The organism is Caulobacter sp. UNC279MFTsu5.1 (assembly GCF_900114015.1).
Lineage (GTDB): Bacteria > Pseudomonadota > Alphaproteobacteria > Caulobacterales > Caulobacteraceae > Caulobacter.
Map to the genome: position 1 here is coordinate 11,792 of NZ_FORN01000052.1, position 21,405 is coordinate 33,196.

A 21,405-nucleotide genomic window follows, 5' to 3' on the forward strand; every position below is an offset into this window, starting at 1 on the left:
TCTAATCCAACGCGTTCCGACACGCCGCCGCCATGGCGATCGGCCCGAGCGCCACCGCCGCCGCCGAATAGGCCAGCAGCAGGAACAGACCGCCGGTCCACGGCAGGCCGCCGGCCAGGGCGTCCAAAGCCCCGGCCCCGAAGATCACCGGCGGCACGTAGAGCGGCAGGACGATCACCGCCACCAGCAGGCCGCCGCGCTTGCTGCCCAGGGCCAGGCTGGCCCCCAGTCCGCCGAGGAACGAGAAGGCCAGGCCTCCGGCCAGGGCGCAGGGGATCAGCAGCGGGATGATGGCCGGCGAGGCGCCCAGGGCCAGGGCGGCGATCGGGGCGGCCAGGGCCAGGGGCGCGCCGGCCGCCAGCCAGTGGGCCAGGCACTTGGCCACCGCCACCGCCTCGAGCGAGGCGGGGCCCAGGGCCAGCAGGTCCAGCGCCCCGTCCTCGAAGTCGCGCTCGAACAGGCGCTCCAGGGAGAGCAGGGCCGCCAGGGCCAAGGCCAGCCAGGCGATGCCGGGGGCCAGGCTGGCCAGCCGCTCGGGCGCGCGGCCGGCCGCCAGGGGCAGCAGGGTGACGACGCAGGCGTAGAAGGCCAGGGCCAGCAGCGGCCCGCCGCCCCGGCCCCAGGCCAGGGCCAGCTCGCGGCGCAGCAGGACGAGGAAAGCCGTCATCCCCCCACCTCCACCACGTCGCACGGGACGGGCAAGGGATCGTGCACGGCGGCCAGCACCATGCCGCCGCCGGCCAGGTGCTGGGCCATCAGCGCCCCGAACCCCTCGCGGTGGCCGGCGTCCAGCGGGGCCATCGGCTCGTCCAGCAGCCACAGCGACCGGGGGCTGGCCAGCAGCCGAGCCAGGGCCACGCGCCGACGCTGGCCGGCCGACAGGCGGCGGACCTCCAAGTCCAGCAGGCGGTCGAGGTCCAGCTTCGTCGCGGCCGCCCGCGCCGAGGCCTCCGATCCGCCGGTCCAGCGGGCCTGGAACAGCAGCTCTTCCCAGGCCGAGCGCGTCGACTTCAGCCCATCGTGATGGCCGACCAGGTGCAGGGCCTCGGCCCGGGCGGTCTCGGCCTCCAGCGCGTCGCTCTCGCCATTGGCCGCGCCATGAAACGAAATCGCGCCTTGGACCGGCCGCAGCAGTCCCGCCACGGCCCGCAGCAGGCTGGTCTTGCCGGCGCCGTTGCGCCCGGTCAGGGCCACGGCCTGTCCGGCCGAAACCTCCAGGTTCAGGCCCGAGAACAGCCGTCGTTCGCCGCGAACAAGACTTAAGTCCTTGATGCGAATAGTTCTCAACATAGGCCGCAAGCCTTCAAGACCCTGCCCTGTGCATGGACGTTGTCCACGACGACGGCTAAGAAGCCCTCGGCCGTCACCCTCCGCATTGGATGGGGCGTACGCGGCGCGAGGATGGACGCTGTGGGTCCGCCTCGATCGCGCGATCCCTGGAGAGGTTTTCCGGCGGCCGTGGACAGAGAAGGGATCCTTCGAAATGGCGTCTGTAGACAGCCTCAAAACCCGCCGCGAACTCGTCGTCGGCGGCAAGACCTACGTCTATTACAGCCTTCGCGCCGCTGAGGAAGCGGGTCTGGCCGACGCCGGCAAGCTGCCGGTGTCGATGAAGGTGCTGCTGGAGAACCTGCTGCGCTACGAAGACGGCGTGTCGGTCAACGAAGCCGACCTCAAGGCCGTGGCCAACTGGCTGAACAACAAGGGCAGCGTCGAGCACGAAATCAGCTTCCGCCCGGCCCGCGTGCTGATGCAGGACTTCACCGGCGTTCCGGCCGTCGTCGACCTGGCCGCAATGCGCGACGCCATGGTCGCCCTGGGCTCGGACCCGGCCAAGATCAACCCGCTGAACCCCGTCGACCTGGTCATCGACCACTCGGTGATGGTCGACAATTTCGGCAACCCCAAGGCCTTCGAAGACAACGTCGCCCGCGAGTACGAGCGCAACCTCGAGCGCTACCGCTTCCTGCGCTGGGGCTCGTCGGCGTTCAACAACTTCCGCGTCGTGCCCCCCGGCACCGGAATTTGTCACCAAGTGAACCTTGAGTACCTCGCTCAAACCGTCTGGACCGCCGCGGTCGACGGCGCCGAGGTGGCCTATCCCGACACCGTGGTCGGCACCGACAGCCACACCACCATGGTCAACGGCCTGTCGGTCCTGGGCTGGGGCGTGGGCGGCATCGAGGCCGAGGCCGCCATGCTGGGCCAGCCGATCCCGATGCTGATCCCCGAGGTCATCGGCTTCAAGCTGACCGGCGCTCTGCCGGAAGGCGCGACCGCCACCGACCTGGTGCTGACCGTCACCCAGATGCTGCGCAAGAAGGGCGTGGTCGGCAAGTTCGTCGAGTTCTACGGCGACGCCCTGGCCAACCTGACCCTGGAAGACCAGGCGACCATCGCCAACATGGCCCCCGAATACGGCGCCACCTGCGGCTTCTTCCCGATCAGCGCCTCGACCGTGGCCTATCTGAAGGGCACCGGCCGCGACGCCGCCCGCGTCGCCCTGGTCGAAGCCTACGCCAAGGAGCAGGGCCTGTGGTGGGAGCCCGGCGTCGCCGAGCCGACCTTCACCGACACCCTGGAGCTGGACCTGTCGTCGGTGCTGCCGTCGCTGGCCGGCCCCAAGCGTCCGCAGGACCGCGTGCTGCTGACCGAGTCCGCCGCCAAGTTCGCCGAGTCGCTGTCCGGCGAGTTCGGCAAGGCCGAAGCCCCCGACGCCCGCGTGCCGGTCGACGGCGAGAACTTCGACGTCGGCCACGGCGACGTGGTCATCGCGGCCATCACCAGCTGCACCAACACCTCCAACCCCAGCGTCCTGATCGCCGCCGGCCTGCTGGCCAAGAACGCGGTGGCCAAGGGCCTGAAGGTCAAGCCGTGGGTGAAGACCTCGCTGGCCCCCGGCTCGCAAGTGGTCACCGACTATCTGCTGAAGGCCGGCCTGACCAAGCACCTGGACGCCCTGGGCTTCAACCTGGTGGGCTACGGCTGCACCACCTGCATCGGCAATTCCGGCCCGCTGCCGGAGAACATCAGCAAGGCCGTCAACGAGGCCGACCTGGTGGCCTGCTCGGTGCTGTCGGGAAACCGCAACTTCGAAGGCCGGGTGAACCCGGACGTCCGCGCCAACTACCTGGCCTCGCCGCCGCTGGTGGTGGCCTACGCCCTGGCCGGCTCGATGAAGATCGACCTGACCACCCAGCCGATCGGCCAGGACAAGAAGGGCAATGACGTCTTCCTGAAGGACATCTGGCCCTCGAACGAGGACATCGCCGCCCTGCAGCGCAAGTCGGTCACCGAAAAGATGTTCGCCAGCCGCTATGGCGACGTCTTCAAGGGCGACAAGAACTGGCAGGGGATCAAGATCACCGGCGGCCAGACCTACGCCTGGGAAGGCGACTCGACCTACGTCCAGAACCCGCCCTACTTCCCGAACATGTCGATGACCCCCTCGCCGGTCACCGACATCGTCGAAGCCCGCGTCCTGGCCGTGTTCGGCGATTCGATCACCACCGATCACATCAGCCCGGCCGGTTCGATCAAGAAGACCAGCCCGGCCGGCCAGTACCTGATCGACCACGGCGTCGAGCCCGTGGACTTCAACGGCTACGGCGCCCGTCGCGGCAACCACCAGGTGATGATGCGCGGCACCTTCGCCAACATCCGCATCCGCAACCGGATCACCCCGGACATCGAAGGCGGCGTGACCAAGCACTTCCCCTCGGGCGAGGTGATGTCGATCTACGACGCGGCCATGAAGTACCAGGCCGAGGGCCGTCCGGCCGTGGTGTTCGGCGGCAAGGAATACGGCACCGGCAGCTCGCGCGACTGGGCCGCCAAGGGCACCAAGCTGCTGGGCGTGCGCGCGGTGATCTGCGAAAGCTTCGAGCGCATCCACCGCAGCAACCTGGTCGGCATGGGCGTGCTGCCCCTGCAGTTCGTCCAGGAAGGCTGGCAGAAGCTGGAATTGACCGGCGAGGAGATCGTCTCGATCCGCGGCCTGCAGGACCTGGCGCCGCGCAAGCAGCTGATCGTCGAGCTCTACCGCCCGACCGACGGCCGCATCGCCCGCTTCCCGGTCCGCTGCCGCATCGACACCCCGACCGAGCTTGAATACTTCAAGAACGGCGGCGTGCTGAACTACGTGCTGCGCAACCTGGCCAAGGCCGACTAAGGCCCACGCCGGCGAGGCTTTCGAGCTTCGGACAAGATCAGGCCGGGTCCGAAAGGGCCCGGCTTTTTCTTTGCCGCGTTCCTCGTCGGGGCGCGCGGCGCAGCTAGCGATTGACGTTTTTTGGCGGAAAGCCCGCCTTCACGGCCTCGTGAACGGTCATCGTCCGCGATCTTGGCTTAAGTGCCCGCACATGCGTCAGGCCCTGCTCTCTCTCGTCGTCACCACCCTCGCGGGTTTTTCAGCCGCGCCCGCGTTCGCCGCGAAACCGCCGGTGGTCGTCGAGCTGTTCACCGCCCAAGGTTGCTCTTCCTGCGGCAAGGCCAACCAGGTCATCGCCGACATGGCCGACGAGAAGGGCGTTCTGGCCCTGACCTATTCGGTCGACTACTGGGACTATCTGGGCTGGACCGACACCTTCGCCAAGCCGGCCTTCGCGGCCCGCCAGCGCGCCTACGCCACGCGGTTTTCGCTGCGCGACGTGCCGACCCCGCAGGTGGTGGTGGCCGGCCGCCAGCAGGCCTCGGGCGCCAAGGCCGAGGCGGTCGAGACCCTGGTCAAGGACGCCGCCAAGGCCCCGTCCAATCCGCCGGACATGGAATTCGTCGGCGACGGCGGCCGCGTCGCCGTCGGTTCGGGCCCCGCGCCGCGCGGCGGGGGCGAGGTCTGGCTGGTGCGCTACGACCCGCGCGAGCAGGACATCGCCGTCAAACGCGGCGACAACCGCGGCCAGACCCTGGTCCACCGTAATGTCGTGCGGGAGCTGGTCCGCCTGGGCCCCTGGAACGGCCGGCCCAAGCTGTACCGCCTGCCGACGGCCGCCGACGAGGCGCTGAAGTCGGTGATCATCGTCCAGGGCGCCAAAGGCGGCCGGGTGATCGGCGTGCTGCAGGAAGCGGCGGAGAAATAACGAACCACCCCAAGGAGAAGGGCCTGTGCCCCGCGCAAAGAAAAGCCCGCGCGGGGAGGGGACACCGCGCGGGCCTCTTAGGGGGAGGGGATATAGACCGTCGGCCGACCGGAGCCCGGGTCGGAGGCTGGGGGGCAATCAGGGTCCGAGCCGGGACGTCCGATCAGCCGACAATGATCTTATGCCCGGCCAAGCCGGCGCTCGAAGGGCGCGAACAAGGTCGTTTCGCGGCGGTTCGTGTCTGGGATGTGTCGGCCCGCCGAGATGGGCCGCGCACGCGAAAACCCCGCGTGGAGAGGGGCGCCACGCGGGGTCTCGAGCGGGTAGTCAGAAAGCTGTCTGTCGGCCGACCGGCCCACGATCAAGGGGGCTGGGGGGGCTGTTCAGGATCCTGAACCGCAGGATGTCCGATCAGCCGACACCCTGAACATGACGAGCCAAGCGGGCGGCGAGGGGTCCAAATTAAGGTCATTTCGTGTCCGGTCCCGACGCCGCCGGAATTATCGAGCGCGGCTGTAGCGCGGCTGCAACGCCGGGCGGGGCGCGCATGGCGGCGCTCGCGTCGGGGCCTGATTTGGGTTTAGGATTCGTCCGATGGCCTTGGATTCCCGCCCCCCGATCACCGGCAAAGACGGTGTCGTTTTCTTCGAGCGTCGCGAGATCGACCAGCTCCTGCGGCTCTATGGCCGGATGGTCGCCGCCGGCGAATGGCGCGACTACGGCATGGCCGGCCAGAGCGACCACGCGGTGTTCTCGGTCTTCCGCCACGCGGCCGAGGCGCCGCTCTACCGCATCGAGAAGCGCCCGGCCCTGGCCCGCAAGCAAGGCGAATGGGCGGTGATCGGCCAGGGCGGCCTGACCCTCAAGCGCGGCCATGACCTGGCCCAGGTGCTGCGGATGTTCGACAAGGGCCGGTTCAAGGTGGTGGATTAGCTTCCCATCGCCGGACGCCAGCCCAACAAAAAGCCCCGGCGGTTTCCCGCCGGGGCTTCCGTGTTCAGGCCTGGACCCGGATCTAGCGGCGCGAGCCGAAGATGCTGAGCAGGAATTGGAACAGGTTGATGAAGTTCAGATAGAGGTTCAGCGCGCCGTAGTTGGTGGCCACGGCCATCGACTGCTGGTCGCCGCCCATCTGATAGTAGCTCATCTTCAGGTTCTGGGTGTCGTAGGCGATCAGGCCCGCGAAGATGAACACGCCCAGGATGCTGATGATGAACGACAGGCCCGGCAGGTGCAGGAACATCTGGGCCAGCGAGGCCAGCACCAGACCGATCAGGCCCATGATCAGGAAGCTGCCGAAGCCGGTCAGGTCCTTCTTGGTGGTGTAGCCGAACAGGCTGAGGCCGCCAAAGGCGATGGCGGTGATCAGGAACGTCGTGAACACCGACTGGATCTGGTAGACCAGCAGCCACAGGCCCAGGCCCGCGCCGATCGAGGCCACCAGGGCCCAGTAGAGCGCACCGGACGAGCGGGCGGTCGGGTTGCGCATGGCGAAGATCGACACCAGGATCATCGCCAGCGGCGCGAAGCGCAGCACCATGCCCAGCACCGTGAAGCCGGCCAGGCGGCCGTCCGGGGTCAGGACGTAGAGCAGGTTGGCGACCGGCGCGTAGGCGGTCGTCAGGAAGGCCAGGACGGCGGAAAGCAGAAGACCCAACGCCACCTTGTTGTAGACGCCGAGCATGAAACTACGCAGGCCGGCGTCAACCGACATGTCGGCGCGATCCACCGGGATCGAGCGCGCGTAGCCGCGGTTGAAGTCGTTCATCGGGATAAGGCCCTTCGAAAAAGCAGCACGCCCATGTTGGACGCCTCCCGAATATCGGGGTCCCGCCAGGATCATGCAAGATGTTGCGCTTTCTGCGGCGCGCCCCTGCCTCTATTCAGGTTCCACGCATCTTCGATGGGGATCACATGGACTACGTGGAACTCGGCCGGACCGGCATCCAGGTCTCGCGCTGCTGCCTGGGCACCATGACCTGGGGCTCGCAGAACAGCGAGGCGGAAGCCCACGAACAGATGGACTATGCGCTGGAGCAGGGCGTGACCTTCTGGGACACCGCCGAGATGTACGCCAGCCCGCCCAATCCCGAGACGCAAGGCAGCACCGAGCGCCACATCGGTTCGTGGCTGAAGAAGACCGGCAAGCGCCAGCAGGTCGTCCTGGCCTCCAAGGTGGCCGGTCGCGGCGCGGCGTTCGGCGGCCTGTCGTGGATGCGCCCCGACGGCGGCCCCACCCGCCAGACCAAGGCCCAGATCGACTACGCGGTCGAGCAGTCGCTCAAGCGCCTGGAGACCGACTATCTGGACCTCTACCAGCTGCACTGGCCCGACCGCCCGGTGCGGGTGTTCGGCGGCCAGACCTTCAAGGACTACGAACAGGACTTCGAGGCGTTCGGCGACATCCTCGAGGCGCTGGACGCCCATGTGAAGAAGGGGACGGTCCGCGCGATCGGCGTCTCCAACGAGTTTCCGTGGGGCGTGATGCGCTTCCTGGCCGAGGCCGAGACCCCAAGAAACGGGGGAGGGGGCCTGCCGCGCATCGCCTCGATCCAGAACGCCTATCACCTGGCCAACCGCACCTTCGAATACGGCCTGGCCGAGATCGCCCTGCGCGAGCAGGTGGGCCTTTTGGCCTATTCGCCCCTGGCCCAGGGCCAGCTGACCGGCAAGTACCTGGACGGCAAGCTTCCTGAAGGTTCGCGCAAGGCGCTCTACAACCGCATGCAGCGCTACGAGGGCCCCGGCGCCGAGCCGGCGATCCGCGGCTATGTCGAGCTGGCCGCCCATTTCGGCGTCGACCCGGCCCAGTTGGCCCTGAAGTTCTGCGACACCCGCGAATTCGTCACCGCCACCATCATCGGCGCCACCACGATGGACCAGCTGAAGACCAACATCGCCGCCTTCGACCTGGCCTGGACCGAGGAGATGGAAAAGGCGGTCAACGCGCTGCACGCGCTGCAGCCGAACCCGTGTCCTTGATCTCTCCTCCCCCGCCGCGCGGGGGAGGAGTAAGAGACCTCATGATCCGTCTGTTCACCGCCATCGCCATCCCTCGCGACCTGGCCGAGGACCTGGTTCCCCGGCAGTACGGCATCGACGGCGCGAAATGGCGGCCGGTCGAGGCGTTCCACATCACCCTGCGCTTCGTCGGCGACACGCCCGAGCCCGATGCCGCCGACCTGGCCGAGGAACTGGCGAAGATCCAGGTCCCGGCCTTCGACCTGCGCCTGGCCGGGGCCGGCCATTTCGGCGAGGGCGAGGACATCCACGCGGTCTGGGCCGGGGTCGAGGACAGCCCCGGACTGACCCGCCTGCAACACGCCAACGAGGCCGCCGCCCGCCGGGCCGGGCTCGCGCCCGAGACCCGCGCCTATCGGCCCCACGTCACCCTGGCCTATCTGAAACGGTCGCCGGTCGCCGAGGTCGCCGCCTGGATCCAGGGCCACAACCTGCTGCGCTCGCCGCCGTTCCGGGTTGACCGCTTCGGCCTCTATTCCAGCTGGCGGACCAAGCACGGGTCGGTTTATCGGCTGGAGGCGGAATATCCGCTGGGCTGAGGCGGCGCGTCCTTCGAGATCCGCGTCGCGGGCGCCCCGCGACGGGCGCGTTGTTGCTGGCGGAGCCCCAAAGCCGAAACGTCCAAGAACGGCGTTCGCTCTTGCGGTTTGATCGCGCCTCGCGCCAGATCATGGCGGCGCTCGACCGGTCGGAGATCCGCATGTCGCTCTATCTGTTCGCCCTGCTGATCGGGGTCGTGGCCGGCTTGCGCGCCATGACCGCCCCGGCCGCCGTCGCCTGGGGCGCGCATCTGGGCCTGATTTCGCTGCAGGGCACGCCGCTGGCCTGGCTGGGCGGCAATATCGCCACCTGGACCTTCACGGCCCTGGCCGTGCTGGAGCTGGTCGCCGACCAGCTGCCCAAGACCCCCAGCCGCAAGGTCCCGGTGCAGTTCGGGACCCGGATCGTCAGCGGCGCCTTCTGCGGCGCGGCGATCGGCATGACCCTGAACGCCTGGGTCGGCGGCGCCGTCGCCGGGGCGATCGGCGCGGTGATCGGCACGCTGGCCGGCGCGGACGTCCGCGGCCGCCTGGCCAGGGCGTTCGGCAAGGACCTGCCGGCCGGCCTGCTGGAGGACGTGGTCGCGGTTGGCGGCGCGGCCCTGATCGTCTCGGCGCTCTGACCATGGCGGGTCCCAATTCCGAAAGACGGAGCTTCGACGCCATCATCATCGGGGCCGGCCAGGCGGGGCCGTCCCTGGCCGGACGCCTGACCGCCGCCGGCTGGACGGTCGCCCTGGTCGAGCGCAAGGACTTCGGCGGGACCTGCGTCAACACCGGCTGCATGCCGACCAAGACGCTGGTGGCCAGCGCCTACGCCGCCCACTTGGCGCGGCGGTCGGCCGACTACGGCGTCGTGCTGCAGGGCCCAGGGGGCGGTGAAGTCGGCGTCGACATGAAGCGGGTCCACGACCGCGCGCGCAAAGTCACCCTCGACGCCCGGGGCAATCTGGAAAAGTGGCTGGGCGGCATGACGGGCTGCACGCTGTTCCGCGGCCATGCCCGCTTCGAGGACGCCGACACCGTACGGGTCGGCGACGACTTGCTGACCGCCCCGAAGATCTTCCTCAATGTCGGCGGCCGCGCCAACGCGCCGGCCATGCCGGGGCTGGACCAGATCTCGTACCTGACCAATGTCGGCATGATGGCGGTCGAGACCCTGCCCGAGCACCTGGTGATCGTCGGCGGCAGCTATATCGGCCTGGAGTTCGCCCAGATGTACCGGCGCTTCGGCGCCGAGGTGACGGTGGTCGAGATGGGTCCGCGCCTGATCGGCCGTGAGGATCCCGAGATCTCCGACGCCGTGCGCGAGATCCTGGAGGCCGAGGGGGTGAACATCCGGCTGAACGCCGAGTGCATCAGCTTCGCGCCTGTTAAGACAGAAGGGGCCGATGAGGGCGTCTGCGTCCACGTCACCTGCCAGGACGGCGCGCCGCAGGTGATCGGCTCGCACGTGCTGCTGGCCATCGGCCGCAGGCCCAACACCGACGACCTGGGCCTGGACAAGGCCGGGATCGAGCTCGACAAGCGCGGCTACGTGGTCGTCGACGACCAGCTGCGCACCAGCAATCCCGGCGTCTGGGCGCTGGGCGACTGCAACGGCAAGGGGGCCTTCACCCACACCGCCTACAACGACTTCGAGATCGTCGCCGCCAACCTGCTGGATAATGATCCCCGGAAGGTCAGCGACCGCATCCCCTGCTACGGCCTGTTCATCGACCCGCCGCTGGGCCGCGTCGGCCTGACCGAGGCCGAGGCCCGCGCCGCCGGCCGGCCGCTGCTGGTCGGTCAGCGCCCGATGACCCGCGTCGGCCGCGCGGTCGAGAAGGGCGAGACCCAGGGCTTCATGAAGGTGGTGGTCGACGCCGAGACCAAGCAGATTCTCGGGGCCGCGATCCTGGGCCTGAACGGCGACGAGGCGGTCCACGGCCTGCTCGACCTGATGTACGCCAAGGCGCCCTACACGGTGATCCAGCGGGCGGTGCACATCCATCCGACGGTGTCGGAACTGATCCCGACGATGCTGGGGGAGCTGAAGCCGCTCGTCTGAGAAAGACCCCCTCCGGCCCTCTGGGCCACCTCCCCCAGAGGGGGAGGATCTACGCCGCGCCAGATGCTCCCCCTCTGGGGGAGCTGTCGCGAAGCGACTGAGGGGGTCACGCCACCGCGTGGTCCTTCAGCACGCCCAGCGGCACCACCGCCAGCATCTCCTCGTGGGTCGCCTCGAGCACCACCTGCGGGGCGACGCCGGCGTCCAGAGCCTCCTTCCAGCGGCCGGCGCACAGGCACCAGCGGTCGCCGGGCAGCAGACCGCGGAAGGCGTATTCGGGGCGCGGGGTCGACAGGTCGTTGCCGGTGGCCGCCGAGAAGGCCAGGAATTCGGCGGTCATCACCGCGCAGACCGTGTGCAGGCCCAGATCGTGCGGCCCGGTCTCGCAGCAGCCGTTGCGGTAGAAGCCGGTCACCGGGTTCAGCGAGCAGGGCTGCAGCTCCTGGCCCAGGACGTTCTTGGCGGTGTCGTCGTAGCGCGTGGTCATGGTCCGAGCTTAACCCCATTCCGGGGAATGTGGCCGGGGAATCTGGAGGCCGTTTCGACCTTGCGGCGCGTGACGGCTTCCGGTGGCGGCGTTCCGGTGCTTAAGAGGAAGGACAAGAGCAAGACGTCTCGCGGGAGCCTCATGTCCGACCTCGCCCGGCCGCGCCGCAGCGCCCTCTACATGCCCGCCTCCAACGCCAAGGCGGTGGAGAAGGCGCGCACGCTGGACGCCGACGTGATCATCCTGGACCTCGAGGACGCCGTCGCCCCGGAGATGAAGGACGCCGCCCGCGAGGCCGCCGTGGCGGCGGTCAAGGCCGGGGGCTTCGGCCCGCGCGAAATCGTCGTCCGCGCCAACGGCCTGGACACCCCCTGGGGCGAGGCCGACCTGAAGGCCGTCGCCGAGGCCGGTCCGGACGCGGTGCTGGTCCCTAAGGTCAACGACGCGGCCGACGTCTACGCCTATCAGGCCGCCCTGCACGCCGCCCCGGCCCATACCCGGCTGTGGACCATGATCGAGACCGCCAAGGCCGCCTTCCATCTGTGGGAGATCGCCGCCGCCAGCAAGACCACCCGTCTGGCCGGCTGGGTGATGGGGGTCAACGACCTGGCCAAGGAGATGCGGGCCCGCCAGACGCCGGGCCGCGAGGCCTTCCTGCCGATCCTGTCGCTGTCGGTCGCCGCCGCCCGGGCCCACGGCCTGACGATCCTGGACGGGGTGCACAACGACATCGACGACCTGGACGCCCTGGAGGCGGTCTGCGGCCAGGGCGTCGACTTGGGCTTCGACGGCAAGACCCTGATCCATCCCAAGCATCTTGCGATCTGCAACCGCGCCTTCTCGCCCACCGCCGACGAGATCGCCTGGAGCCGGGCGGTGATCGCCGCCTTCGCCGCCCCCGAGAACGCCGGCAAGGGCGCCCTGCGGGTCGAGGGCCGGATGGCCGAGCGGCTGCACTTGGTCCAGGCCGAGCGGCTGGTAGCGGTGGCCGCCGCCATCGCCGCGCGCCCGGCCGCCTAGAAACGAAACCGGCCGATGCGCGTGCTCCTGATCTCCCTGCTGGCCCTGTCCGCCGCTCCCGTGCTGGCCCAGGAGGCGCCGGTCGCGACCGCGCCCCCCTCCACGCCCGCGCCCGTGCTGGTTCCGGCGCCGCCGGCCCAGGCCGCGCCCGCCGGTCCGACCGCCGTGCCCGTCGTGGCCGCGCCGCCGGCGCCCGACACCGCGGTCTCGGCCGACCAGGCCGTCGATCCCCTGGCCGACCTGATCGCCCAGAGCGGCCCCCAGACCACCGACGAGGAGGACGCCGCGCCGCAGGCGCCGGCCCCGCCGCACAGGCCGACCGTTCTGCCGATCCCCGGCCCCGACCCCGACGAGCTGCCCGGCCACGCGATCCCGCAGGGCGGCTACGTGCCGATGGCCGAGGCCTACGACCTGCGGGTCAAGAGCTCGATCGTGGCCGCCCAGGGCCTGCAGGGCCCGCTGGACGGCGGCTGGGCGATCGACGGCCCGGGCGGGACGGCGCTGTACACGCTGCAGGTCGTCGACAAGGTCGGCGGCGGCGACGCCCTGGAGGGCGCCTGGCGCGACATGCGCCGCACCGGCCAGGTAGGCTCCACCGGCCTGATCGACGTCATCGACCGCTCGTCCAGCGGCTTTCTGGCCCGGTTCTCGCCGCGCCCCGGCCAGCAGGCGGCGCTGGAGCTGACGTCGCGCGGCGACGGGTCGTGGACCGGCAAGCTGAGCGAGAACGGGACCGAGACCCCGATCACCGCCCATCGCGTCGCCCAGGCCACCCTGCCGGCGGGCTATGTGCCGACCGGCCGCGGCCCGGTCATCTGGGGCGCCCGCCCGGCCGCGCCGCGCGTCGTCGCCGAGGCCCCCGCCAAGGGCCCGGCCTGCTCGACCCGGGGCAAGAAGGGCAAGGCCCTGAAGGCCGCCAAGGCCAAGTGCGCGGCCGCCGCCCGCAAGGCCGGCAAGGGCAAGGCGACGGCGACCAAGGGCAAGAAGGGCGGCAAGGGCAAGGCGGCGGCGTCGAGGAAGGGCGCCAAGGGCAAGGCCACGGCCAAGAATTCGGCCAAGAAAAAGAGGCGGCGCTAGGGCGTTTTCAAACGAAGCGGACGCCGGGGTCGCGTGAAGAAATTGCGTTAAGACAAAGATCTAGAGTGTCCGGCTGGGTGCAATCAGGTCGAACGCCCTAGACGTCCAGGCCGCGCAGGGCCAGCCGGGCGGCGGACCTCAACCGGTCCAGGCCCGCCCCGTCGCGGGCGGCGACCTTCAGTCCGGCGCGCACGGTCAGCAGGAACTCGGCGCCCGCCTCGGGATCCAGGTCGGGCGCGAACTGGCCCGCGGCCACGCCGTCGGCCAGCCGGGCGGCGAACGCGGCCTTGAAGCGCCGGCCGGCGGCGTCGTTGATGGCGTTGACGTCGGGATCCGACCGGCCGAACTCGGCGATCGAGCCGACCCCCAGGCAACCGGCTTCCGGCGTGACGTCCGGTCCCACAGCGAAGGCCAGCAGCGCCGCCTCGATCGCCGCGCGGGGCGAGTCTTCGACAGCCAGGGCGGCTTCCGTCTGGGCCAGGCTGCCGGCGTTATAGCGCTCCAGGGCCTGCAGGAAGAGCCGCTTCTTGTCGCCGAACGCGCCGTACAGGCTCTGGCGGCCGATGCCCATGCGCGCCAGCAGCTCGGCGGTGGAGGATCCCTCGTAGCCGTGATCGGCGAACACGGCGATCGCCTTGCCGATCGCCTCGTCGCGATCGAATTCCATCGGTCTTGCCATGCATCGACCCTAAACATAATGGACCGATCTGTCCACAATGTTCTTGACTGGACGATCCACAACGCCATATGCGGTTCCGTTATGGACTGAACAGTCAAGAAAGAGATTTCGGATGGAACGAGAACAAGACGGCAAGGTCGCCCTGGTGCTGGGCGGCTCGCGCGGCATCGGCGCGGCGATCGTCGAGCGCCTGGCCCGCGACGGCGCCCAGGTGGCCTTCACCTATGCCGCCTCGCCCGGTCCGGCCGAGGCGCTGCGCGCCGGGATCGCGGCCCGTGGCGGAACGGCGATCGCCCTCCAGGCCGACAGCGGCGACGCGGCCCAGATCAAGGCGGCGATCGACCAGACGCTCGACCGGTTCGGCCGGCTGGACATCCTGGTGGTCAACGCCGGCATCCTGCGCCACGGAGCCATCGACCAGTTCCCGATGGAGGAGTTCGACCGCATGGTCGCGGTCAATATCCGGGGCGTGTTCGCCGCCCTGCACTACGCCGCGCCGCGCCTGTCGGACGGCGGACGGATCGTGACCATCGGCAGCAACGCCGCCGCGCGCGTCGCCTTCGCCGGGGCCAGCGTCTACGCCATGACCAAGACGGCCGTCGCGGCCCTGGTCCGGGGCGCGGCCCTCGACCTCGCCCCCCGCCGGATCACGGTCAACAACATCCAGCCCGGCCCCATCGGCACCGACATGACCGAAGGCCTGGCCGAGATGGTCCTGCCGCTGCTGCCGCTGGGCCGGATGGGCGAGACTCGCGAGATCGCCGGACTGGTGGCCTATCTGGTCCGCGACGAAGCCGCCTTCGTCACCGGCGCCAGCCTGACCATCGATGGCGGCTATTCGATCTGAAGCGGGCCGCGCCAGGCCTTGTCGTCCCGGGCGGCGCAGCGCGCTTCCCAGGATGACGCGGGCCTACAGGCCCAGCGCCCTCCGCGCCGCCGCGGCCGCCCGCTCAAGCGCCTCCGGCCCATAGGCCTCGCCCGGCGAATGGCCCCAGACCGGCCCCGGCCAGGCCGGATCGCCGACCCGGCGGCCCAGCACGTGGACATGCAGCTGCGGGGTGACGTTGCCCAGGGCGCCGACATTGAGCTTGTCGACCGCCAGGCCCAGCACCTCGGCTACGGCCCGGACGGCGGCGCCGGCCATCACCGTCTCCTCCATCAGCCGCGCCCGGTCGGCCAGGGCCAGGTCCTCCAGCTCGCGCAGCCCCGGAAGGCGCGGGATCAGCACCACCCACGGATAGCGGGCGTCCAGCTGCAGGCGGGCCTGGCACAGCGGCAGGTCGCCCAGCAGGGCGGAGGTGGCCGCGAAGGCCGGATCGAGCACGAACTCAGCCACGTTTCGGCACCGCCGCCCAATGGTCGAAGTCGAGGATGACGCCGGGCGCATAGGCCCCGGCCTCGTCCCCAATGGTGTTTTTGTCGGGGAAGTCGGCGCAGGGCCGGTCGACCGTCGCCACCAGCCGCAGGCGCAGGGCGCCGATCCCGTGGCCCAGGTCGGCCTTGTCCAGCACCTGCGACCAGGCGAACACCGTGCCGCCGGCGAAATAGGGGCCGACATGGCGGCCGCCGTTGATCGCCAGGATCAGGCCGGTGTTCTGCAGGCCGTTGAACGACAGGGCCTTGGCGGTGGAGATCACCACCCCGCCATAGACCAGCCGCCGGCCCGATGGGTCTTTCGACCGCTCGAACTGGTTGAAATGCACCTTGGCGGTGTTCTGCCACAGCCGCGTGGCCATCTGGGCTTCGGCCTCCTCGACCGCCATGCCGTCGACATGGTCGATCTTCTCGCCGACCGCATAGTCCTCGAACGCGTGCGGCGCGCCGGCGTGGGCGAAGTCGTAGCGCCTGAAATCCAGGCCCGGCGGCGGGGCCAGGTCGGCGGCGGCCACGGCGACAGCCAGCGGCGGAACCGACTGGCCCTCGACCACCGCGGCCGGGTCGCGCTTCCTCACCATCACCCAGCGCACATAGCTGAGCACCGCCACCCCGCGCTGGTTCACCCCGGTGGTCCGCACGTAGACGACGCCGGTCTTGCCGTTGGAGTTCTCCTTCAGCCCGATCACCTCGGACCGGGCCGACAGGGTGTCGCCCGGATGCACCGGGGCCAGGAACCGGCCCTCGGCGTAGCCCAGGTTGGCCACGGCGTTCAGGCTGATGTCGGGCACGGTCTTGCCGAACACGACATGAAACGCGACCAGCGGGTCGACCGGAGCGGTCTCCAGCCCACAATCGCGTGCGAAGACGTCGGACGAGAACAGCGAAAAGCGCGGCCCGTACAGGGCCGTGTACAGCGCCACGTCGCCGGCGGTCAGGGTGCGCGGCGTGGCGTGGACGATCGCCTGGCCGAGCTTGAAGTCCTCGAAGAAGCGCCCCGGATCGGTCTTGCTCATCCCTGCGTCCTCTTATCGTTGTTCAGGCAGTCTTGCCGCACCGCAGCGAAACGGGAAAGAGGGCTTGAGACTGAACCGCAGCGGGCGTAGACCGCGCCCCGACATTCTCGTCCACAGCCCTGACGGAGACCCCATGGCTCGCGCGAAGATCGCCCTCATCGGCGCCGGCATGATCGGCGGCACCCTGGCCCACATCGCCGCGCGCGAGGAGCTGGGCGACATCCTGCTGTTCGACATCGCCGAAGGCACCCCGCAGGGCAAGGCCCTGGACATCGCCGAAGCCTCGGCCGTGTTCGGCAAGGACGTCGCCCTGAAGGGCGTCAACGACTATGCCGACATCGCCGGCGCCGACGTCTGCATCGTCACCGCCGGCGTGCCGCGCAAGCCGGGCATGAGCCGCGACGACCTGCTGGGCATCAACCTGAAGGTCATGAAGGCCGTCGGCGAGGGCATCAAGGCCCACGCCCCCAACGCCTTCGTCATCTGCATCACCAACCCGCTGGACGCCATGGTCTGGGCCCTGCAGCAGTTCTCGGGCCTGCCCAAGGAAAAGGTCATCGGCATGGCCGGCGTCCTGGACTCGGCGCGCTTCGCCTACTTCCTGGCTGAAAAGACCGGCGTGTCGGTCGAGGACATCCACGCCTGGACCCTGGGCGGCCACGGCGACGACATGGTGCCGATGGTCCGTCACTCGACGGTCGGCGGCCTGCCGCTGCCGGAACTGGTCAAGCAGGGCTGGATGACCCAGGACGAGCTCGACGGCATCGTCAAGCGCACCCGCGGCGGCGGCGGCGAGATCGTCGCCCTGCTGAAGACCGGCTCGGCCTTCTACGCCCCGGCGGAATCGGCCATCGCCATGGCCACCAGCTACCTGAAGGACAAGAAGCGCGTCCTGCCGTGCGCCGCCTACCTGACCGGCCAATACGGCCTGGACGGCCTCTATGTCGGCGTGCCGGTGCTGATCGGCGCCGGCGGCGTCGAGAAGATCGTCGAGTTCGAGACCAACGACGACGAAAAGGCGATGTTCGCCAAGTCCGTCGAGTCGGTGAAGGGCCTGATGGAAGCCTGCAAGGGCATCGACAGCTCGCTGGTCTAGGCGGGTTTCGAGCTTCGGATACGGAAAGGGCGGCTCCGAAAGGGGCCGCCCTTTTTCTTGCCGCCGCAAGACCCCCTCCGGTCCTCCGGGCCACCTCCCCCAGAGGGGGAGGATCTAATCGTACTAGCTGCTCCCCCTCTGGGGGAGCTGTCGCGGAGCGACTGAGGGGGTTAGTGCGCCGCCTCGCCGCCCTCCTGCGAGATCTCCTCCAGCGTCTTGCCCACCTGCTTGGCGCCATAGTCCTTGGCCACGTCGCCCAGCGACAGGATGCCGGTCAGCTTGCCCGCCTCGTCGAGCACGACCAGGCGGCGGATCTGGTGGCTGGCCATCTTGGCGGTGGCGTCGGCCAGGATGTCGTCCTCGCGGACGCTCTGCACCTCGCCCTCGCTCATCGCCTCGGAAATGGGGCTGTCGAAGCTACGGCCCTCGGCGACCACGCGCAGGACGATGTCGCGGTCGGTGACCAGGCCCACCACCTTGCCGCCCTCGACGATCGGCACGGCGCCGGTTTCGACATGGGCCATCACCTGGGCGACCTTGCGGACGGTGTCGGTGGGGGCGGCGGTGGAGACCTGGCTGGTCATCGCGTCGCTGACTTTCATGGGGAAGGCTCCTTGAGGAGTGAATTGAACCCCTGAGAAACCCCGCGCCGCCGCGCCCGTTCCGTCGCGGCCTAGCTGAAGGCCGCGCGATGCGCCTCCAGGAAGGCCGCGACCGAGACGGGCGGCTGGCCCGTCAACGCCTCGACCGCGTCGGTGACGATGGCGTGCTGGCCCTCGGCGGCCGCGACGTCGAAATCGACCAGCACCGCGACCAGGGAAGGCGGCAGGCTCGCGGCGAGCAGGCCCTGGCGCAGGGCGTCGGGCGACAGGGCGTGGTGCGTGACCGGCTTGCCCGACAACTGGCTGTAGAGGGCGGCGACCTCGTCCTGGGTGACGGCGGCGGGTCCCGAGACGTCGAGAATCTTTCGGCCTTCGCCCTGGCGCAGCGCCGCGGCGTCGATGCGCGCGCAATCCTCGCGGCTGACATAGGCCCGGCCCGCCCCGGCGGTGGCCGAATAGAGCGCCCCGCTGGCCACGGCCTGGCCCGCGCCCATCAGCAGCAGCTCGGCATAGAGGTTGTGGCGCAGGATGGTCCAGCCGGGGATGGCGCTGGCGGCCAGGGCCTGCTCGGTCCAAAAGTGGTCGTCGATCACCCCGCCGTCGACCTGCGGCCGCGCGCCCGGCGCCGAGGTGTAGACCACGTGCTTGACGCCAGCCGCCGCGGCCGCCGCCACCGCCGCCCGGTGCTGGGCGATGCGCCGGCCGGGCTGGTTCAGCGCGTCGGTGCTGACCAGCAGCAGGCGGTCGACCCCCGCGAAGGCGACGGCCAGCGAGGCGGGATCGTCGAAATCGGCGCGGCGGGTCTCGACCCCTCGGACCGCCAGGTCGGCCAGCTTGGCCGGGTCGCGACTGGCGGCGATCAGGTTGGGGGTCTCGGCCTCGAGCAGCAGTTCGATCACGCGGCGGCCCAGCTGGCCGCTCGCGCCGGTGACCAGCAGTCTGGAAGGGGAGACGCTCATCGGCTTGTCCTTCTAAGTGGTCTCGAAATGAGACCACGTGTAGATGTGAGACCTGTCAGCCGCCGTAAAGGCGGCAGTTTTCCGGGAGATAGGCACCTTGAGGGAACCCTCCAGCCCCGCCGCCGCCCAACTGGTCGACGCCTTCCAGAGCTGGATGGCGGCCACGGACCTAAGCCCCGCCAACTGCCCGGTGCGCGACGTGATCGACCACCTGGGCGACAAGTGGAGCACCCTTCTGCTGATCGCCCTGGCCGGCGGACCACGCCGGTTCGGGGTGCTGCGCCGCACCGTGCCCGATATCTCCCAGCGCATGCTGACCCAGACCCTGCGCGACCTGCAGCGCGACGGCTTGGTCGAGCGCCAGGTGTTCCCGACCAAGCCGCCCGGCGTCGAGTACAGCCTGTCGGCGCTGGGCGGCTCGCTGTTGGAGCCCCTGGCGGGGCTGGTGACCTGGGCCGAGCGCCATCACGCCGACATCCGCGCCGCCCGGGCCCGGTTCGACGCCGAGGCCGCTTAGTCGGACGCACCGGGTTTGGCGGCGAGCGCCTTCAAGGCCGCGGCCTCCTGGGCCGGCAGGTCCAGGCGGCGGGCCGCGTCCAGCGCCTGGCGCCGCAGGGCCTGGGCGGCTTCGACCCGACCGAGGGCCTCCTCGGTGTCGGCCAGCGACAGCTGGGAGAAAGGCGCGAACACCTCGAAGCCGATCTTCTGGCGGATCTCCAGTGAGCGGGCCATCAGGTCGCGGGCCCCGACCTTGTCGCCGGCCGCGTCACGCACGGCGGCCTGGTGGCGCAGGACATAGGAAAGCTCCAGCTCGCAGCCGCCGGCCGTAGCGACCTGGAACGCTTCGGCGAGGGGTTCGGCCGAGGCGGCCACGTCGTCCGCCGCCTGCGGCATCAGCCCAGCGAAGAACAGGGCCTCGGCCCGCGGGCAGGGCTCGGTCAGGCCGCGAGCCGCCTCGCGATAGGCTGGCTGCAGAGCCATGGACTTGGAGACGTCCCCGGCGGTCAGGTCGCGGAAATAGGTGGAGGTCGTCTGGCGCAGGCTGGCCAGGGCCAGCAGGGCAGGGTCCCGGACATAGGGCAAGAGCACCCTGACGGCGCCCAGGGTGACGCCCTCGTCCGGGCTGACCTTGCCCGACAGCCTCTGGGTCTGGTGCACCCGCACCCGCTGCAGCAGCAGCCGCAGGACCTCGTCGGAATCGATGGAGACAGCGAGGGGCGCGGCCAGGGCCTCGGACGCGGCCTCGAAGGCGCCGGCATAGACCGCCTTCTCAGACGCTCGCAACGCCTGCGCCGTCCTGGCCGGAACGGGGGCGGGCGCCCGCGCCGCGACCGCGCTCGCCGACAGCAGCAGGACGGCGACGGCGACGGCGATGGCCAGGCAACGAAGGGGCGGGACGGAAGCGTCGGTCATGGCGGGCCCTGGCGAATCCCTGGAACGGCGATCAAGCGTCACGATCATGGACAGTCTGGCTCGTGGCGATCCGGCGCGCTAGGACTGCGGCCTTCTCAGCGGAGTTCCCATGACCCTCACCATCCATCAAGCCAGCGTGCCGGTCTTTGTCCAGGGGCTCAACGGCCTGAAAGGCGTGCTGACCAAGGCCGCCGCGCACGTCGAAGCTAAGAAACTCGACCCCGACAGCCTGCTGAAGGCCCGGCTCTATCCCGACATGTTCCCGCTGCTGCGCCAGGTGCAGATCGCCACCGACTTCGCCAAGGGCTGCGCCGCGCGCCTGGCCGGCGAGGAGGTTCCGGCCTGGGACGACGTCGAGACCCGCTTCGATGAACTGATCGCCCGCGTCGACCGCGCGATCGCCTATGTCGAAGGCCTGGACCCGGCCAAGTTCGAGGGCGCCGAGGATCGCGACATCACCCTGGTGCGCCGCGGCGAGACCAGCGTGGTCAAGGGCCTGGCCTATCTGCAGGCCCAGGCCCAGCCCAACTTCTTCTTCCACCTGACCACCGCCTACGCGATCCTGCGCAAGAACGGCGTCGAGATCGGCAAGAAGGACTATCTGGGCACGGCCTGAGGCCCAGATCCGACGTTCCGGCGGAAGCTCAAGGCTTCCGCCGGAACGCCCACACCAAGGTCGCCAGGGCGGTGAACACCCCCGCGACCGCCGACAGAATGATCGGCAACTGACTCAACAACTCCTTGTCCATGTCCGCACCCACTGACCCGCCAACAGCGGCGGGCTACGCGCCAGAATGACTCCCGGGCACGTCGAGTCCGGACGTATGTTCTCTTTTTGTTCTACGTCCTTCAAGGTCTCGCGGCGAAGGTGCTCTTCCTGTGCGGGACAGGGCGATCGCATATGAATTGACCGAGAATGGGGTTGTCATCCCGGACAAGCCCGGCGAAGCCGGGCGCAGATCCGGGATCGCGCTAGCTCCGAGTTCACGCCTCG

At 69.8% G+C, this 21,405-nt stretch carries 23 protein-coding genes; 13 read left to right on the forward strand and 10 right to left on the reverse strand.

Going from position 1 to position 21,405, the window contains the following annotated elements:
- Position 1: 1 nt before the first annotated feature.
- Both ccmB and ccmA read right to left on the reverse strand, forming a co-directional pair.
- Positions 2-667 carry a heme exporter protein CcmB gene (gene ccmB, locus BM066_RS22165; protein ID WP_089930332.1) on the reverse strand — a complete coding sequence of 222 codons (666 nt, stop codon included), beginning with the start codon at positions 665-667 and terminating at the stop codon, positions 2-4.
- Complete coding sequence (gene ccmA, locus BM066_RS22170) at positions 664-1,290, reverse strand: heme ABC exporter ATP-binding protein CcmA (RefSeq protein WP_089930333.1); 627 nt, start codon at positions 1,288-1,290, stop codon at positions 664-666. Before ccmA ends, ccmB begins: the two co-directional genes overlap by 4 nt.
- Before the next feature lie 193 nt (positions 1,291-1,483).
- Here ccmA and acnA point away from each other — a divergent pair, with 193 nt between their 5' ends.
- From acnA to BM066_RS22185, 3 genes are all read left to right on the forward strand, one after another.
- Entirely contained in the window at positions 1,484-4,171 is a 2,688-nt protein-coding gene (gene acnA, locus BM066_RS22175; protein WP_089930334.1) for an aconitate hydratase AcnA, read from the forward strand.
- A gap of 190 nt (positions 4,172-4,361) precedes the next feature.
- A complete protein-coding gene (locus tag BM066_RS22180) occupies positions 4,362-5,078 on the forward strand; it encodes a DUF1223 domain-containing protein (protein ID WP_089930335.1) in 717 nt (238 codons plus the stop codon).
- A gap of 594 nt (positions 5,079-5,672) precedes the next feature.
- Positions 5,673-6,011 (forward strand): DUF2794 domain-containing protein, encoded by a 339-nt coding sequence (locus BM066_RS22185; RefSeq protein WP_089930336.1) that lies wholly within the window; start codon positions 5,673-5,675, stop codon positions 6,009-6,011.
- A gap of 82 nt (positions 6,012-6,093) precedes the next feature.
- On the opposite strand, the gene BM066_RS22190 is transcribed toward BM066_RS22185, so the two are convergent.
- A complete protein-coding gene (locus BM066_RS22190; protein WP_089930337.1) occupies positions 6,094-6,846 on the reverse strand; it encodes a Bax inhibitor-1/YccA family protein in 753 nt (250 codons plus the stop codon).
- Between the two features lie 146 nt (positions 6,847-6,992).
- Between BM066_RS22190 and BM066_RS22195 the strand changes: the two genes are divergently transcribed.
- The 4 genes from BM066_RS22195 to BM066_RS22210 all read left to right on the forward strand — a co-directional run bounded on the left by BM066_RS22195 (position 6,993) and on the right by BM066_RS22210 (position 10,688).
- Entirely contained in the window at positions 6,993-8,060 is a 1,068-nt protein-coding gene (locus tag BM066_RS22195; RefSeq protein ID WP_089930338.1) for an aldo/keto reductase, read from the forward strand.
- A 41-nt stretch (positions 8,061-8,101) separates the two neighbouring features.
- The gene (gene thpR, locus BM066_RS22200; protein ID WP_089930339.1) at positions 8,102-8,638 is read left to right on the forward strand and encodes an RNA 2',3'-cyclic phosphodiesterase; all 537 of its coding nucleotides are present in this window, start codon (positions 8,102-8,104) and stop codon (positions 8,636-8,638) included.
- 101 nt (positions 8,639-8,739) lie between these two features.
- Positions 8,740-9,261 (forward strand): DUF4126 family protein, encoded by a 522-nt coding sequence (locus tag BM066_RS22205; RefSeq protein ID WP_255367687.1) that lies wholly within the window; start codon positions 8,740-8,742, stop codon positions 9,259-9,261.
- A gap of 2 nt (positions 9,262-9,263) precedes the next feature.
- Entirely contained in the window at positions 9,264-10,688 is a 1,425-nt protein-coding gene (locus BM066_RS22210) for an FAD-containing oxidoreductase (protein ID WP_089930340.1), read from the forward strand.
- Between the two features lie 106 nt (positions 10,689-10,794).
- Here BM066_RS22210 and BM066_RS22220 read toward each other — a convergent pair whose 3' ends face one another.
- On the reverse strand, positions 10,795-11,175 hold the full coding sequence (locus BM066_RS22220) for a DUF2237 family protein (protein WP_089930342.1): 381 nt from the start codon (positions 11,173-11,175) through the stop codon (positions 10,795-10,797).
- Positions 11,176-11,316: 141 nt separating this feature from the next.
- On the opposite strand from BM066_RS22220, the gene BM066_RS22225 reads away from it, so the two are divergent.
- On the forward strand, positions 11,317-12,195 hold the full coding sequence (locus tag BM066_RS22225; protein WP_089930343.1) for an HpcH/HpaI aldolase/citrate lyase family protein: 879 nt from the start codon (positions 11,317-11,319) through the stop codon (positions 12,193-12,195).
- A 15-nt stretch (positions 12,196-12,210) separates the two neighbouring features.
- Positions 12,211-13,272 carry a hypothetical protein gene (locus tag BM066_RS22230; protein ID WP_089930344.1) on the forward strand — a complete coding sequence of 354 codons (1,062 nt, stop codon included), beginning with the start codon at positions 12,211-12,213 and terminating at the stop codon, positions 13,270-13,272.
- A 97-nt stretch (positions 13,273-13,369) separates the two neighbouring features.
- Here BM066_RS22230 and BM066_RS22235 read toward each other — a convergent pair whose 3' ends face one another.
- The gene (locus tag BM066_RS22235; protein WP_018061130.1) at positions 13,370-13,939 is read right to left on the reverse strand and encodes a TetR/AcrR family transcriptional regulator; all 570 of its coding nucleotides are present in this window, start codon (positions 13,937-13,939) and stop codon (positions 13,370-13,372) included.
- A 124-nt stretch (positions 13,940-14,063) separates the two neighbouring features.
- Here BM066_RS22235 and BM066_RS22240 point away from each other — a divergent pair, with 124 nt between their 5' ends.
- On the forward strand, positions 14,064-14,798 hold the full coding sequence (locus BM066_RS22240; protein ID WP_089930345.1) for an SDR family oxidoreductase: 735 nt from the start codon (positions 14,064-14,066) through the stop codon (positions 14,796-14,798).
- 63 nt (positions 14,799-14,861) lie between these two features.
- Here BM066_RS22240 and BM066_RS22245 read toward each other — a convergent pair whose 3' ends face one another.
- Together BM066_RS22245 and BM066_RS22250 are read right to left on the reverse strand one after the other, a co-directional pair.
- The gene (locus tag BM066_RS22245) at positions 14,862-15,287 is read right to left on the reverse strand and encodes an HIT domain-containing protein (RefSeq protein ID WP_089930346.1); all 426 of its coding nucleotides are present in this window, start codon (positions 15,285-15,287) and stop codon (positions 14,862-14,864) included.
- Positions 15,280-16,341, reverse strand: a complete 1,062-nt coding sequence (locus BM066_RS22250) for a MaoC family dehydratase (protein WP_089930347.1) — start codon at positions 16,339-16,341, stop codon at positions 15,280-15,282. Before BM066_RS22250 ends, BM066_RS22245 begins: the two co-directional genes overlap by 8 nt.
- Positions 16,342-16,474: 133 nt before the next feature.
- Between BM066_RS22250 and mdh the strand changes: the two genes are divergently transcribed.
- Positions 16,475-17,437: a malate dehydrogenase gene (gene mdh, locus BM066_RS22255; protein ID WP_089930348.1), complete on the forward strand. Its 963-nt coding sequence runs from the start codon at positions 16,475-16,477 to the stop codon at positions 17,435-17,437.
- 170 nt (positions 17,438-17,607) lie between these two features.
- Here the strand turns inward: mdh and BM066_RS22260 are convergent, their stop codons facing one another.
- Together BM066_RS22260 and BM066_RS22265 are read right to left on the reverse strand one after the other, a co-directional pair.
- Positions 17,608-18,039 carry a CBS domain-containing protein gene (locus BM066_RS22260; protein WP_089930350.1) on the reverse strand — a complete coding sequence of 144 codons (432 nt, stop codon included), beginning with the start codon at positions 18,037-18,039 and terminating at the stop codon, positions 17,608-17,610.
- Between the two features lie 71 nt (positions 18,040-18,110).
- On the reverse strand, positions 18,111-18,998 hold the full coding sequence (locus tag BM066_RS22265; protein WP_089930351.1) for an NAD(P)H-binding protein: 888 nt from the start codon (positions 18,996-18,998) through the stop codon (positions 18,111-18,113).
- A gap of 97 nt (positions 18,999-19,095) precedes the next feature.
- Here BM066_RS22265 and BM066_RS22270 point away from each other — a divergent pair, with 97 nt between their 5' ends.
- Positions 19,096-19,515, forward strand: a complete 420-nt coding sequence (locus tag BM066_RS22270; RefSeq protein WP_026176367.1) for a winged helix-turn-helix transcriptional regulator — start codon at positions 19,096-19,098, stop codon at positions 19,513-19,515.
- Here the strand turns inward: BM066_RS22270 and BM066_RS22275 are convergent.
- Complete coding sequence (locus BM066_RS22275) at positions 19,512-20,411, reverse strand: hypothetical protein (protein ID WP_089930352.1); 900 nt, start codon at positions 20,409-20,411, stop codon at positions 19,512-19,514. The two genes, BM066_RS22270 and BM066_RS22275, sit on opposite strands and share 4 nt — an antisense overlap.
- A gap of 109 nt (positions 20,412-20,520) precedes the next feature.
- On the opposite strand from BM066_RS22275, the gene BM066_RS22280 reads away from it, so the two are divergent.
- A complete protein-coding gene (locus BM066_RS22280) occupies positions 20,521-21,027 on the forward strand; it encodes a DUF1993 domain-containing protein (RefSeq protein WP_018061090.1) in 507 nt (168 codons plus the stop codon).
- Positions 21,028-21,405 lie beyond the last annotated feature (378 nt).